The 13,890-nt window shown below is 46.8% G+C and carries 12 protein-coding genes; 2 read left to right on the top strand and 10 right to left on the bottom strand.

Annotated elements, in window-relative coordinates; all coding sequences use genetic code 11:
- Window positions 1–14 precede the first annotated feature (14 nt).
- On the bottom strand, window positions 15–1,313 hold the full coding sequence (locus F0U83_RS12580) for a TRAP transporter large permease (protein WP_138986875.1): 1,299 nt from the start codon (window positions 1,311–1,313) through the stop codon (window positions 15–17).
- Window positions 1,310–1,873, bottom strand: a complete 564-nt coding sequence (locus F0U83_RS12575) for a TRAP transporter small permease (RefSeq protein WP_138986876.1) — start codon at window positions 1,871–1,873, stop codon at window positions 1,310–1,312. Before F0U83_RS12575 ends, F0U83_RS12580 begins: the two co-directional genes overlap by 4 nt.
- A 126-nt stretch (window positions 1,874–1,999) precedes the next feature.
- Here F0U83_RS12575 and F0U83_RS12570 point away from each other — a divergent pair, with 126 nt between their 5' ends.
- Window positions 2,000–2,935 (top strand): LysR substrate-binding domain-containing protein, encoded by a 936-nt coding sequence (locus F0U83_RS12570; protein ID WP_138986877.1) that lies wholly within the window; start codon window positions 2,000–2,002, stop codon window positions 2,933–2,935.
- Window positions 2,936–2,993: 58 nt separating this feature from the next.
- Here F0U83_RS12570 and astB read toward each other — a convergent pair whose 3' ends face one another.
- Genes astB through F0U83_RS12545 form a run of 5 tightly spaced genes read right to left on the bottom strand, consistent with a single transcriptional unit; the run spans window position 2,994 to window position 9,130 of the window.
- Window positions 2,994–4,328 (bottom strand): N-succinylarginine dihydrolase, encoded by a 1,335-nt coding sequence (gene astB, locus F0U83_RS12565; RefSeq protein ID WP_138986878.1) that lies wholly within the window; start codon window positions 4,326–4,328, stop codon window positions 2,994–2,996.
- Between the two features lie 8 nt (window positions 4,329–4,336).
- Window positions 4,337–5,806: a succinylglutamate-semialdehyde dehydrogenase gene (gene astD / locus F0U83_RS12560; RefSeq protein ID WP_138986879.1), complete on the bottom strand. Its 1,470-nt coding sequence runs from the start codon at window positions 5,804–5,806 to the stop codon at window positions 4,337–4,339.
- The gene (astA, locus tag F0U83_RS12555) at window positions 5,807–6,835 is read right to left on the bottom strand and encodes an arginine N-succinyltransferase (protein WP_138986880.1); all 1,029 of its coding nucleotides are present in this window, start codon (window positions 6,833–6,835) and stop codon (window positions 5,807–5,809) included.
- Between the two features lie 49 nt (window positions 6,836–6,884).
- A complete protein-coding gene (gene astA / locus F0U83_RS12550) occupies window positions 6,885–7,898 on the bottom strand; it encodes an arginine N-succinyltransferase (protein WP_138986881.1) in 1,014 nt (337 codons plus the stop codon).
- A complete protein-coding gene (locus F0U83_RS12545) occupies window positions 7,889–9,130 on the bottom strand; it encodes a hydrolase (protein ID WP_138986882.1) in 1,242 nt (413 codons plus the stop codon). Before F0U83_RS12545 ends, astA (F0U83_RS12550) begins: the two co-directional genes overlap by 10 nt.
- A gap of 180 nt (window positions 9,131–9,310) precedes the next feature.
- Between F0U83_RS12545 and rlmF the strand changes: the two genes are divergently transcribed.
- Complete coding sequence (gene rlmF / locus F0U83_RS12540; RefSeq protein WP_138987145.1) at window positions 9,311–10,255, top strand: 23S rRNA (adenine(1618)-N(6))-methyltransferase RlmF; 945 nt, start codon at window positions 9,311–9,313, stop codon at window positions 10,253–10,255.
- Window positions 10,256–10,262: 7 nt separating this feature from the next.
- Here the strand turns inward: rlmF and F0U83_RS12535 are convergent, their stop codons facing one another.
- Genes F0U83_RS12535 through F0U83_RS12525 form a run of 3 tightly spaced genes read right to left on the bottom strand, consistent with a single transcriptional unit; the run spans window position 10,263 to window position 13,751 of the window.
- Entirely contained in the window at window positions 10,263–10,691 is a 429-nt protein-coding gene (locus F0U83_RS12535) for a pilin (protein ID WP_138986883.1), read from the bottom strand.
- Window positions 10,688–12,622: a putative bifunctional diguanylate cyclase/phosphodiesterase gene (locus F0U83_RS12530; RefSeq protein WP_138986884.1), complete on the bottom strand. Its 1,935-nt coding sequence runs from the start codon at window positions 12,620–12,622 to the stop codon at window positions 10,688–10,690. The genes F0U83_RS12535 and F0U83_RS12530 overlap by 4 nt, the downstream gene beginning before the upstream one ends.
- A complete protein-coding gene (locus F0U83_RS12525; protein ID WP_138986885.1) occupies window positions 12,615–13,751 on the bottom strand; it encodes an FIST signal transduction protein in 1,137 nt (378 codons plus the stop codon). Before F0U83_RS12525 ends, F0U83_RS12530 begins: the two co-directional genes overlap by 8 nt.
- Between the last annotated feature and the right edge of the window lie 139 nt (window positions 13,752–13,890).

The following is a 13,890-nucleotide window of genomic DNA, read 5'->3' as shown; positions in this document are numbered from 1 at the left end:
AGGATGAGCAGGGTTTAATAGCCAAAGGCACGTGGAATATATTCCGAGAGATCAGGCCAGACAGAGACCAAAATCACGACAGGAATGTAACCAAAAATCAGCAAAATCATGGCGGGCTTAACGACTTCAGTGAATTTCACTTTACCGATACGCGCCCCTAGGTAGAGAATGCTGGCATAAGGTGGAGTAACGCCTCCCATCGCGGTGTTAACACCCATAATGGCAGCGAATTGAACAGGGCTAACGCCAAGCGCTGTCATCAAAGGAAGCAATAGGGGAGCTGTTAGAATGATAGCGGTGATGTCGTTCACGATCATACCGATCCCAAACAGGAACAGATTGATCATAATAAGTAACAGCACTTTGTTATCGGTGAACTCAAAGATTTTGTCCACCAGTGCCTGAGGAATATCCTCCATAACGTAGATTTGACTCAGCATTAGACTGAACAAAATCATGATGAGGATTGCACCGACAGCAGAAGCAGACTCTTTACCAGCATCCAGTAACGTGCGGAATGTCAGCCCCTTGTAAATCATAAAACCAACAGGCAATGCGTAGATCACAGAAACAGCGGCGGCCTCGGTGGGCGTCATAATGCCGCCGTAGATACCACCTAGAATAATCACCGGCATCAGTAACGCAGGGATCGCATTGATAGTACGCTTACTGGCATGTTTCATCAGTGCTGCGGTATCCATCGGCTCATCGAGCACTAACGGAAACTTACGTGCCATTATCATATTGACGATGGAAAAGTTCAGCATAATCAGCAGGCCAGGACCCAGAGTGGCGAGGAAGCTTGCCAGAATTGAGGTGTCGGTCACCCAGCCATAAACAATCATGGTTACGCTTGGGGGAATCAGCAGACCAAGGATTGAAGAGTTAGCGACCAGCGCCGTGGCATAGGCCCTTGGGTACCCTTTACTTTCCATTTCAGGAATCAGTAAAGGGCCAATCGCTGCTACACCGGTGAGTCCGCTCCCGGATATTGCGCCGATAATGGCGCAACTAACTGTTGCGACAACGCCTAATCCCCCGCGAACCCTGCCTACAAAGATGTTAACAAACTTGAGCAAACTGGCAGCAATGCCACTGACGCTCATGATGGTTCCGGCAAAGACAAACAAAGGAATAGCTAACAGTACGGGGTTGGTAAGCTGACTAAACCCCCACAGCATCATGCCGCGCATAGTGGCTTCGCCGACCAATGTCATGACCATTAACCCTGCGCCAAAGCAGTAAGGCAGCGGGACGCCTAGCGTTAACAAAACTACGAGTACAGCAAAAGCGAGAATAGCGATCTCTATCATGATGCTTGTCCTTTGTTACGATCAGCCAATAATTGCATTTCATCTAATTCCGGGGTTGATGCGATCTCTGGATCACCAAACAGATCTTCTGGAATTGCTTTGAAACCAAACAAGTACTGCAGATGGCGATAGAGGTGCCATAGGGTAAATAACGTCATGAGTAGTAGGCCGATAAACAGCGCTGATTCGTAGACAAAGGTGGGTATATAAAGGGTGGGAGACTCTTTCCAAACGCGTAAGGCGTAGCTGAAATATTTCCAGGCCCACCATGTCAGCCAGATCGATATCACGATGCTAATGGCTTCAGATAAGGTGTGTAGGATCAGTTTGGCTTTTGGGGTTTTCAGAAAGATTTCTAATACATTGGCGCGTATCTGTGTATCTTCTCGGGAAGCGTTAACACTACCTAAAATATAAAGCCAGATGGTCGGAATTAATGCAGCTTCTTCGAGCCCCATGATAGGCGTCTCGAACACATAGCGGGTAATCACCTGAATGAATTGGCAGGCGGCAACCGTACTGATCAGTGCTGTAAGTACATAACGAAACAGTTGTTCCATTGAGACCTCGCATTGTTATTGTGTAAATGAGGTGAATGTTTGATTAATAATGAAGAGTTGCATAAATAACATCAAATCGTTTATTAGTATCACTTGATAATATTTTGTTATTAAGTGGAGTAGAGGATGGCACGTTTAACCTACCGGCAAATTGAGGCATTTCGGGCGGTGATGATTAGCGGAACAACCAGCGGAGCCGCCGGTATTTTGTGTGTCTCCCAACCGGCGGTCAGTCGCCTATTAAGCGATTTTGAAGAAGAAGTGGGCGTGCAGATGTTCGAGCGCCACAAGAAGCGTCTGATTCCAACCCCCGAAGCACATGTATTTTATGCCGAGGTCGAACGCTCATTTGTCTCTATTGAAACATTGGCCCGTGCAGCCGATGATTTACGTGCCTGCCATATAGGTTCATTACGTGTAGCCTCAATGCCGGCGGTTTCCGTAGAGTTTATTCCAAAGGTGACACAACTATTTAGCCAAGCTCATCCTGAAGTCTCTTTTTCATTGCAAGTACGTAGTACTCAGCAAGTGGCGGACTTAGTGGCTAGTCAGCAATATGATCTAGGCGTTGTGTCCGCTATTCCCTTAGCGGATGCTTCGATAGAAATGGAGCCTCTGGCTGAGAGCCGCTTGGTGTGTATTTTGCCACCAGGTCATCGTTTGGCAGCCAAAAGTTATATTTCACCCGCCGATTTGGAAGGGGAAGCGTTTATCTCTTTAGGCACTGAGCAGAGTATTCGCCATAAGATTGACAGCGTTTTTGATTCGGCAGGGGTAAGTCGGCAGTTATTAGTGGACACGCAATTAGCCTACAGCGCGTGCGCATTGGTGTTAGCGGGTAGCGGGGTTTCTTTAGTTGAGCCTATCACAGCACTGCATTATCAAAAGCTAGGGGTTGTGGTTAAACGCTTTGAGCCCCGTATTGCTTACCGCTACAACTTGATTTTTCCTGCCCATAAAACTAAATCAGCCATGACGTTGTCCTTCGTAAAGCTGATGCGTAAAGAACTTAAGCAGTTGCAGATAAGTAGCCTTGGATTGTTTGAAAGCATGTTGGAGTGAAAAAAACCGGGCTTGCGCCCGGTGACAGAAGAACAACTCGAAACATAAGTAACTGGAGCTAAACGCGTTGGAATGGGTACACGGAACCCAAGTTGAGAATCTGGGTTAGCTCATCCAAGGCACTGCGCGACTCATTAAGCAGTAAGGGGTCAGCTAAGTCACTTTCTAGCAAACGGTCGCGGTAGTGATTTTCTACCCAAGTAGTTAGCTGGCTATATAAAGCTTCGCTCATCAAGGTGTGCGCGTTACAAGCTGCTTTTTCCTGCTCATTGAGTACTACCCGTAGGCGCAGGCAAGCCGGGCCGCCGCCGTTACTCATACTTTGCTTGAGGTCGAACACTTTGAGCTCATCAATAGGGGCAGTACCACTTTGCAGCTCGTTAAGGTAAGCCCAAACGTTGGGTATTTGCTGACACTCTTCAGGAATGACCAATACCGTTTTACCCTTAACGTTAAGTAACTGGCTGTTAAACAAATAGCTTTTTACGGCATCCTCAACAGAAACACGATGAGAAGGCACTTCGATTACATGAAATTGATCCTGCATTGCTCTACTGAGTTGATTTTTCACCTCTGCTTGATTGAGGAATGCTTCTTCATGGCAAAACAAAAGATCGCGGTTGCCTACAGCGATAACATCGTTGTGGAAGACCCCTTTGTCGATAACAACGGGGTTTTGTTGGGCATAAACGACACCTTCTTGGCGTAATCCATGTAACCGTGCGACTGCTTCGGAGGCTTCATAGGTGTGGCGTGCCGGATAGCGTTGCGGAGCTGGCTTACTACCATCAAATGCATAGCGGCCAAAGACGAAAAATTCAACGCCTGCTTTACCGTAGTCATGGCAGAAACGGGTATGGTTTGCGGCACCTTCATCACCAAAGTGCTCGACGCCGGGGAGGGCGCTGTGATGAGCAAAATGTTTTTCATCAGCAAAGGTGGCTTGCAGAATACGCCCTGTGACTTCGTGCTCAATAGAACGATGAAATTTGTTAGTTAAATTGGCTGGCGTAAAGTGGACTTTGCCATCGCGTGTATCGGCGCTCGGTGATACCGTGGCCGCGTTGGCCGTCCACATACTGGAGGCTGAACAACAGGCGGCCAGAAGGCGTGGTGCTTGTTTTGCAGCAGCAGCGAGCACATCTGCATCGCTACCGCTAAACCCCAGTCGCCGAAGCGTGTTCAGATCTGGACGCTCCTGAGGCGCCAATACCCCTTGGGTCATCCCCAGATCGTGTAGGGCTTTCATTTTAGCAAGACCTTGCAGCGCCGCGAGTTTAGGGTTTGACGCCTGAGCAATATTGTTCTCGGAGGCGACATTGCCGAATGACAGTCCTGCATAGTTGTGCGTTGGGCCTACGAGCCCGTCAAAATTTGCTTCTACGGCGTTCATAGTATCCCTCAGTTCAAGGTTAGGCCGGGAGATAAACTCTCAGGCAAGCTCAGTTTTTCAGCTTCGATACCGGCTACAGGGTAAGCGCAGTAATCCGCTGCATAGTAGGCGCTGGCACGGTGGTTGCCGCTGGCGCCGATACCCCCAAAAGGTGCTGCACTGCTAGCACCGGTTAACTGCTTGTTCCAGTTGACGATACCTGCACGGATGCGGCGGTAGAAGTAGTCGAAACGCTCAGCATTGTCACTGAAGAAGCCCGCCGATAAGCCATATTGCGTTGCATTGGCTTGGCGAATAGCATCATCTAAGTCGGTATAGCGAATCACTTGTAACAGCGGGCCGAAATACTCTTCATCAGGCAATACTTCAACCGCACTGACATCAATTAAGCCGGGTGTGATCAAGCCTGTGCCTGGTTTGATTTTCTCGATGGTTAACAGTGATTTTGCCCCAATATCTAACAGACGCTGTTGAGCTGCAATCATGCCGTCAGCTGCCGCTTCTGAAATCAGGCTTCCCATGAAAGGTGCGGGTTCATCAAATTGCCCACCGACTTTGATCAGTGCAACAGCCTCTTTGAGTTCATTTAGGAATTGATCGCCAGTGTCATTATTAGGGACGAACAGGCGACGTGCACAGGTGCAACGTTGTCCTGAAGTAATATAAGCAGATTGGATAGTCTCGTGAACCGCAGCTTTGATATCGCTGATTTGGTCGATAATTAATGGGTTGTTTCCACCCATTTCTAAAGCCAAAATCTTTCCTGGGTGACCGGCGAACTGTTCATGCAGCAAATGACCCGTACGGGAACTGCCGGTAAAGAATAATCCATCTAAGCCATCATGAGCAGCTAGCGCAATACCGGTTTCTTTTTCACCTTGTACAAGGTTGATTACACCGGTTGGAAGACCCGATTTTTCCCAGAGCTGTACCATCAGCTCAGCTACTTTTGGGGTCATTTCACTCGGTTTTAGAATGACGGTATTACCCGCAATTAATGCGGGTACGATATGGCCATTAGGTAGGTGCCCTGGGAAGTTGTAAGGGCCAAATACCGCCACAACACCGTGCGGTTTATGGCGTAGTACCGCTTTAGCGCCTGCCATATCGCTGCTGCGCTCTCCTGTCCGCTCTGCTGCAGCTTTAATCGAGATGTCAATTTTTCCGATCATCGCAGCGGCTTCTGTTTGTGTTTCCCAGAAAGGTTTGCCGGTTTCTTCAGCTATGGTGCGAGCGAGTTCTTCTTTATGAGTGGTCAGTTGTTCAGCGTAGCGACGAACCTGCTCGCAGCGTTGCTCAAAAGAGAGGTTAGACCAATGAGGTGCGGCTGTACGTGCAGCGGCGACGGCGGCATCTACTTGCTCTGCATCTGCTGATGCGCCAGACCATATAACCTCGCCTGTTGCAGGGTTGTGTGATTGGAACATATGTCCGCGGCCTTCTAACCATTGGCCATTAATAAAAAGTGATGCACTCATTTAAAATCTCCTTCCAGAAGACAGCGGTACAATACGGATCGTGCTGCCTTCATTGATATTTAGGGCACTTGCCACGTCTGGGCTGACGGTGACCAAGTTTTTGCTGACGCGTGTAATGGGTGACATGCAACAGCGGAAATTTGAAAATTCCGTCGTGCTGATCAGATAGAGTTCACCTTCGGATGGTAGATCGGCAATATGCGCTTTGACATATTGACTCTCTTGCACGGCTCGAATGTCGTGTATACGTGCTTCGAGTGTTGGGCCACCATCAAAGATATCGACGTAGCCGGTGTATCGCATCCCTTCATTTTCGAGTAAACGGCGGGCGGGAGTTGTGGCTTCGTGGGTTTTACCAATCGCTTCTTGGGCTTCTTTGGGGAGCAGATTGGTATAAATCGTATTTTTAGGCATAAGCTCGGCAATGAAAACTTTGTTCATGGATGAGTGCCGGTCTGCTTCTGTAAAATCGAGTGAGAAAAAGTGCCGTCCGAGCCCCTCCCAAAAGGGTGAAATGCCGTTTTCATCGGAGTAGCCTCGCATTTCAGCGATGAGATGTTCATTGAAGCGTTGCGGGAACTCTGCCAAAAACATAAAACGCGATTTCGACAGTAACGATCCATTTTTACTATGGCGTGCATCAGGACTTAAAAATAGGGTGCACAGCTCAGAATAGCCGGTATGGTCATTGGTTATTGTGAGCGTATTGATCTGGTTATAAACTTTTAGTTCGCGTGAGGCGTGTACTAACGTACCAACGCGATAGTTGTACCACGGTTCAGACAGGCCAACAGCCGACTCAATACCGCATATGCCAACGACTTCATTGGTCTCCGTTTCTTCCATGACAAACAGATATAAAGCCTCTGCCAGAGGGGGGGAGGCGGAAAATGCGGCTAAACCGGCTTCCAGCTTTGCAGCAACCTGAGTATCGTTATCCTGAAGCGAGGTAAAGCCTGGGCCTGTTTTGCGAGCCAGCTCTCTCAGTGCTGTGTAATCTTCTGCCTGTATTGGGCGGACTACCATCATTGTTTAAATCTCTCCTGTTCTCACGGTACTAATTGCCGACTAGCTTAATTCAGAGTGGGATAATGCGAGCCTGATCACCTTGGCGTAGGTTCAGTAAGTCAGCAACCTCCTGAGTCAGCGTGGGCTGAGTGATATTGATTGAAGCTGACACACAGCGAAATGCTTCTCGACTCAGATTACTGATTAATGCAGGCTGCAGGTCCCCATTTTCGACAGGTTCGCCAATCTGTATGGTCTTTAACTGGCTTTGCACGACAGAGCGAACATCCAGCGTGCGAGTTTCCAGTGTTGGTCCTGCATCAAAGATGTCGACGTAACCTTTAAAATTAAAGCCTTCGCAAAGGAGTAACGACTCTACTGTAGACATATCCGGTCTGGGTTTGCCCAACGCCGCTTGTGCTTCTGCCGACAGTAGTGGAACGTATACAGGGTAGTGGGGCATCAAATCTGCAATGAAGCCTCTGGAGTTTATCCCCGTAAGGTAATTGGCTTTTGTGAAGTCCATATTAAAAAAGTGCCGCCCTAAACACTCCCAGAAAGGGGAGCGGTTTTGATCATCAGCAACGCCTTGTAGTTCAGCTATAAGACGGCTTGAGAAGCGCTCAGGGTTCTGGGCGATAAAGAGCATACGGCTGCGGGATAGCAGATTAAGGTTAGCCTCATTACGATAGGCTTTGTCCAGAAACAGCGTACATAAGCGAGCGGCACCGGTATAGTCTTGGCAAAGGTGTAGCGCGGGTATGCGATTATGGATCTGTAGTTCGTTAGATGCATGAACCACCTCATCTATGCGGTAGCTATAGAAGGGCGTGTTTAATCCGACGCTGGCATCGATACCACAGACGCCTACGATCTCGCCTCGCTCAAGGTCTTCGAGGGCGAAGTGATAACTCTCATCACTGTAGCGGTCTATTGTTTTCTTGAGAGATCGCTGAGTTTTGCTAATCAGTTCGCTTAAGTGATCTCGGTTGGCTGGTAAGGTGGTCATTTTACCACCAGAGATGACAGCTAGCCTCTCTAAACCTTGAAGATCAGCAAAGGTAAGGGGGCGAATTAACAGCATTCGGGGTTCTCCTTGAGCCAGCCCAGGTCTTCTGTAGTAGCCAGTTTCATGAGTAATAAGGCACTGAGTTTGGCTCTTTCTACCAAGCTGCTGACGAGCATATACTCCTCTGATGAGTGTATTTTCCCGCCTTGGACACCTAATGTGTCTATGTTGGGGATACCTGCCGCTGCAAGATTATTCCCATCACAACAACCCCCCGTTGCTTGCCAGCGAATGGGCATACCCAGTTCACTGCCACAATCGCGTGCCAATTCAAAAAGCCTTTGGTTAGCGGGTGATAACACTTTGGGCTTGCGACCAAAACCTCCGTGCAGTTGTGCTTGTATGCCATCACGGCCATTCAGATTCTGAATTAACTGATTGATGTGATCTAAACACCACTGCTCATCTTCTGGTTGCTCTAGTCGGATATTGAAACGCGAGATGCACAGCTCAGGAACGATATTGACAGCGCCGCCCCCTTCAATAAAACCTGGGTTAATCGTCACGCCTTCTCGCTGCCCATTGAGGTCATCTAGGGCTGAAATAAAATCGCTCATTGCCCGAATTGCGTTACGGCCAAGATGGTGTTCTCTCCCTGCATGGGCAGCCTTACCCCGGACCACAACGCTGAAATTACCACTGCCTTTACGGGCTCCAGCCAACGTACCATCGGGCATACAAGGTTCGTAGATCATGCCTAAGTCAACGCGTGTAGCCGCATCGGCTATCAATGGAGCAGAACCTGGAGAACCTATCTCTTCATCGGGATTAAAGAGAATCTCCCAGCCGATTTTATCTGCCCATGGACTGCGCTCTAGGGCTTCAATAGCTTTTAGCATGACTAACAGCCCACCTTTAAGATCGGCGACACCTGGACCATTGAGTGTGTTGTCATCCAGCCATGTCACGTTTTGAAAAGGATGGTCAATAGGGAATACGGTATCCATATGGCCGCAGAAAAATATCTGTAAAGGAGCGTCAGGGCGTTTTTTAATACGTAGAGCATCACCTAGCGGGGTGGTTTCTACAACGCCATTGGTGGCGACATATTCATAATCAGGAACAGGTATGACTTCGATTGTACCGCCTAGCGATTCGCAATAATCGCTGAGGGTCTGGCGAACGTGATTGACGCCTTCGGCATTTAACGTGCCAGAATTGATGAGTGACAGCTCAAGAGTGCGCTGCAGCATCAAATCTTGTTGTGTATCTAACCAATCTAACCAAGGCGTGTAATCAAATGTCATGTTCATAATCCTTTTTCTGATCTTCTCATTATTAGCGACTATCAGAAAAGTTTCTGTCGTCTATGCGACCTGATTTTCAGTATTGCGCCCTGAGGAGCATGTTAAGCCAATGAAGATGACAGTGTTTACAAAGCAAATGAAGGAGTACACTTGCCTACTCAGTGGGTAGGTGAATGTTGTATGGTTGATGTGAGAAAAGATAAAAAGCAAGAGAGTCAGCGTGTAAAGAAAGGGTTACACCCTCGTAATAAGCATCGTTTTGGATATGATTTTGACGCTCTATGTCAGCTGTTACCCGATTTGAAAGCATGGCTTGTCATTGCGCCTTCCGGCAACCCTTCGGTTGATTTTAGCAATCCTGTGGCTGTTAAATTATTAAATCAAGCACTGCTAAAGCAGGCATATGCCATTAACTTTTGGGATTTACCTGAAGGTTATTTGTGCCCACCCATACCTGGGCGGTCTGATTATGTCCATCACCTGGCTGATCTACTGGCGGAATCGCATGGAGGCATAGTGCCAACGGGGCGGGGTGTTAGGGGGTTAGATATCGGGACGGGGGCTAACGGTATCTATCCTATCATTGGTTGTTCTGAATATGGTTGGTCATTTACCGGCACGGATATAGATAGTGTTGCTATCAAAGCAGCTACATTGATTGCCCAATCTAATCCTGCACTGAAGAAAAATCTGGCGTTTAAGCTGCAAGCTGAAGCCCGTCATATTTTTGATGGTGTCATCGGTGCTAAGGATTATTACCATTTCACACTATGCAACCCGCCATTTCACACATCGGCTAAAGAAGCTTCTAAGGGAACAAAGCGAAAGTTACGGAACCTAGGCCAATCCGCTAAGGATATAGCGGGGCAGATGCCTACTCTGAATTTTGGTGGGCAAAGTAACGAGTTATGGTGTGAAGGTGGAGAGAGGCTTTTTATTCAGCGAATGATCGAAGAAAGTCAGAACTACAGTCAACAGGTAGGCTGGTTTACAACACTGGTCTCAAAAAAAGAAAACCTTGCGCCGTTGCGTCAGCAGCTTAAACACATAAACGCCGTGCAAGTACGCACGGTAAATATGGCTCAAGGCCAAAAACAAAGCCGTTTTTTGGCCTGGCATTTTTAAGCGAGGGTTATTCACCCTGATAAGAGCACTGTGGTGCTATTTTCTCGATACCTTTAAAGCTAAAGCTGACACAGCGCCAAGTCAGATCCGTCATGGCGTCCGCTTGGTTGGGTATCAGTAAAATACTTCCCCCATCGATGCCTGATTTCTCGTTATATAAGAGTTTGATTGTCCCTTTACCCATGATTGTTGCACTTTTTAGCGCTTTGGTGGCGAATGATTCAGGGGGAGGTATATTGGCTTCTTCATGAGAGGAGGGTAGCTCACCTTGCATATAATAATGCTGTGCGACCATCACTTTAAGGCGAGTTGCACTGGCTAAGCCTTCCGCGACAAAGCTTGCGTTAATGTAGTGCGCGGTTCTTTTGAGTTGGAATAATTGAAGCCCGCCCAAAATAATGACGGCAACCATAGTCCAGCGGATGAGTAAGCTCATTCTGCAAGCATTCCTTGTATATGAGTGTTATTTGCCGAATGTTGATGGAGTAAAAGTGAAGTTATTTTTTCAGCACACGTTGGGCGATGATAAAAGAAACCTTGTGCAAGGTCACATCCTTGTTCCTTAAGATATAAGGATGTAGATAAGTTTTCAACGCCTTCTGCTACGACTTTGATACCTAGGTTTTTTCCTAAGGATATGATGGAGTTAGCAATGGCTGCATCTTGTGGATTATCCATTAAGTGCAAAACAAACGACTTATCAATTTTTAGTGTATCTATCGGGAGCTGTTGTAGATAGCGCAGAGAGGAGTAACCGGTTCCGAAATCATCAATAGCAATGCTGATGTTGAGTGCTCGGATACGTGATAGTACTTTCTTTACAAACTTTATATCTTCCAAAAACATAGTTTCGGTAATTTCTAGCTCGAAGTGCTCACCTGAAATTCCATACTCTTGGAGTATATGCTGGAGACGCTGTGGCAAATGGGTATCAAGCAGCTCCCTTGGCGATAAGTTAATAGAGATCGTAACAGGTGAAAGGCCTAGGCTTCGCCAGTATACAATTTGCTGGCAGCTTTGGTGGAATACCCAGTTACTAATTTCATTGATTAAACCTGCTTGTTCGGCAACAGGAATAAACGTCATCGGGGAAATGTATTTCCCGTTGTCATCTTTCCAACGAATAAGTGCTTCGACAGAACTAAATTCGAGGTTAGATAAATTGACTTGTGGCTGGAAGTGTATTTCTAAATGACTCTGCTCAAGCGCTTCCCTTAGTTTGTTTTCTATGGATAGGTATTGCAGCGCAAACTGCTCCAATGCGGGATCAAAGTGTTGGAAATTGGAGCGGCCTTGGGATTTTGCGTGGTACATCGCCATATCCGCTTTTTTGAGCAGTAGTTCAGAGGTTGTCCCATCCCGTGGTGATAAACTGATGCCAATACTACAGGAGATAAAATATTGCTCATTTTCTAATAAGAATGGTTCTTTTAGAGCCTGAATAATACGGTTGCTCACAATGGTAGCTAATGTATTATTTTGGATGTTTTCCAGCAGGATGATGAATTCATCCCCTCCGACTCGTGCTAGCGTATCTTGTTCTCTTAAGCAGTTTTGTGTGCGGCTTGCTACCTCAATGAGTAGTTGATCCCCAGCTTGGTGCCCAGAGGTGTCATTGACCTTCTTGAAGTTATCTAAGTCAATGTAAAGTATAGCCGTGCTTTTATTGGTGCCATCAGCCAGATTTAGTGCGTGTTTAAGCCTATCTTCGAGAAGCGTTCGATTGGGGAGGTTGGTTAACTGATCATGGTGAGCTTGGTGGATCAGTAGTGCTTCATTTTTTTTCACATCGGATATATTTCTAAAACACCATACGCGACCTAATAGGTTGTTTCCTTGTAGTTGCGGGGAGGAGTGATATTCATAAATTTGGTTGTTTTTGAGATGAAGTATTCCAAAGCAATGTTTTTTTGGGGTGCTTTTCAAATGTTGCAGGTCATGAATGATGGTGCTGGGGTTATCAACCAAACGGTAAATTTTTACTAGAAAGCTATGGAGAGTATCAGTACCTTCGCAAATAGGGATGGATAACAAAGATGAGGCCATGTCATTACATTTTATCAGTTTTCCATGGGCATCGAATGAGAGTATGGCCTCGCCTGTGGAGTCAAAAATAGCACTAAGGGTTGAGATGGACTGTTCAAGCTTAATATGCGTGTCTTCTAGCTCATTAATTTGAGCACGTAACAACGCATTGCGCTCATTCAGCTCAAGTGAAGTGAGCTCTAAGGATCTTTCAATGAGTGCGCGATCTTGATCCGACTGTTGATAAGCATCATCTACAGCATTTAGGAAGTCAGAGAGCGACTCGGCAGGAAGCGCGTCTTTTAGGTGGCGCCTCAATTGCCGTTGTAAAAGCTTATGCATGCTGGGACTCTGAGAAGGTTGTAATTGTCATGGTCTGATTGTGTAGCCCGCAGACAGTTGCTCCCTCTATGGGTGAAATTTCGCCATAAGAGTAAAAGCCCGTAATTTTGCAGCGCTCAGATAGGACATCTTTTGCACTTTCTAGCTCAGCTTCCGTATTTTGCTGGAGAACAAGGCGACGCCCGACACAGCTGATAAGAATTGCAAACTCTGCTTCTTGATTGGCGGATTGAAGCGCTTTTTGAGCAGCCCCTTGAGCACCATCGATAAGGCGGTCAAGATTAGCCATCATTAATCTAGCGTAAGCCCCCTGAGGAACATCTCCTGCAAAGGTCATGCTTTTATCTTCCTCATTGACGCTAAGAATGGTTCTTACAACGCTTTGATTATCCTCAATATTCCGAACCCGTAATGGGAAGCGCAAAGCTGATGCGGGTAATTTTGAGGCATGATCAGCTAAATATTTTTTATAGAGATCTAAGGCTGGTTGGTCATCCATTTCATATAAAACATTGCCTTTGGAGCGGGTAATGAGTCTGTCAGGGCCAAACGTATCCCACCCTCCTAAAGAGCCGTATCCAATATTTAAATGCTCTCCATAGAAGCCTATAAGAACAATTAGGCCTGATTCGACTTTCTTGTTATGCCATACCAAGGTCTCTTCAAAACGATCTGCATCTCCAGCCATTCCGCCGCTGAGCATAATGTGTGTATCTAGATCGCGAGTAATCCCATTGACTAGCTCGGTTCCATTCACAAGCTGGCCATCAGAGAGAACAAATAAATGCTTGAGGTTTTCTTTAGGTAATTGATCAGTAAGATGAACACCCGCCTCAAAGCTAGATGAAAAAGCGTTGATATTACAACTCACAGCTTGGATTGAACTGCTCTCAAATGAGATGGCGGTGAGGACTAAAGTGTTATCGTAAATCTCGATATCCGAGATCTCGCCACTGGTGGTACAGCCTACTGTTTGTGCAAAAGGGAAAGCAGAGGAGAGTTGTGCTTGTATGGTGCTTGATTGTATTAGCTCTCTGTCTCCGAAGATTAGTACCCACTGGGCATCGTTTTGGCAAGGGAGGACTTGGCTCCATTGCCCATTTATAAACTGGCTTTGGAAAATTCTCATAAGAGCCCTATCAATTCAGCTAATGTATAACTGTCAGTTTAGTGCAGGATATTAAAGAATTCAGGCCAACATAGGTATTAGAGCGGTGTTTATTTAGATTTAGGAGAAAAGAAAGGGGGAACCTGCCATACTATAACGA

The sequence above is a fragment of the Neptunomonas concharum genome, assembly GCF_008630635.1.
In the GTDB taxonomy this organism is placed as follows: Bacteria; Pseudomonadota; Gammaproteobacteria; order Pseudomonadales; family Balneatricaceae; genus Neptunomonas; species Neptunomonas concharum.
The sequence above is the reverse complement of the archived record's forward strand: the minus strand, read 5'-3'. Positions and strand labels throughout refer to the sequence as shown.

Coding starts and splice junctions, on each gene's coding strand:
- F0U83_RS12575 (WP_138986876.1), bottom strand. CDS start 1,873: ATGGAACAACTGTTTCGTTATGTACTTACAGCACTGATCAGTACGGTT.
- F0U83_RS12570 (WP_138986877.1), top strand. CDS start 2,000: ATGGCACGTTTAACCTACCGGCAAATTGAGGCATTTCGGGCGGTGATG.
- F0U83_RS12545 (WP_138986882.1), bottom strand. CDS start 9,130: ATGACATTTGATTACACGCCTTGGTTAGATTGGTTAGATACACAACAA.
- rlmF (WP_138987145.1), top strand. CDS start 9,311: ATGGTTGATGTGAGAAAAGATAAAAAGCAAGAGAGTCAGCGTGTAAAG.
- F0U83_RS12535 (WP_138986883.1), bottom strand. CDS start 10,691: ATGAGCTTACTCATCCGCTGGACTATGGTTGCCGTCATTATTTTGGGC.
- F0U83_RS12530 (WP_138986884.1), bottom strand. CDS start 12,622: ATGCATAAGCTTTTACAACGGCAATTGAGGCGCCACCTAAAAGACGCG.
- astB (WP_138986878.1), bottom strand. CDS start 4,328: ATGAACGCCGTAGAAGCAAATTTTGACGGGCTCGTAGGCCCAACGCAC.
- F0U83_RS12525 (WP_138986885.1), bottom strand. CDS start 13,751: ATGAGAATTTTCCAAAGCCAGTTTATAAATGGGCAATGGAGCCAAGTC.
- astA (WP_138986881.1), bottom strand. CDS start 7,898: ATGCTGTTAATTCGCCCCCTTACCTTTGCTGATCTTCAAGGTTTAGAG.
- astA (WP_138986880.1), bottom strand. CDS start 6,835: ATGATGGTAGTCCGCCCAATACAGGCAGAAGATTACACAGCACTGAGA.
- F0U83_RS12580 (WP_138986875.1), bottom strand. CDS start 1,313: ATGATAGAGATCGCTATTCTCGCTTTTGCTGTACTCGTAGTTTTGTTA.
- astD (WP_138986879.1), bottom strand. CDS start 5,806: ATGAGTGCATCACTTTTTATTAATGGCCAATGGTTAGAAGGCCGCGGA.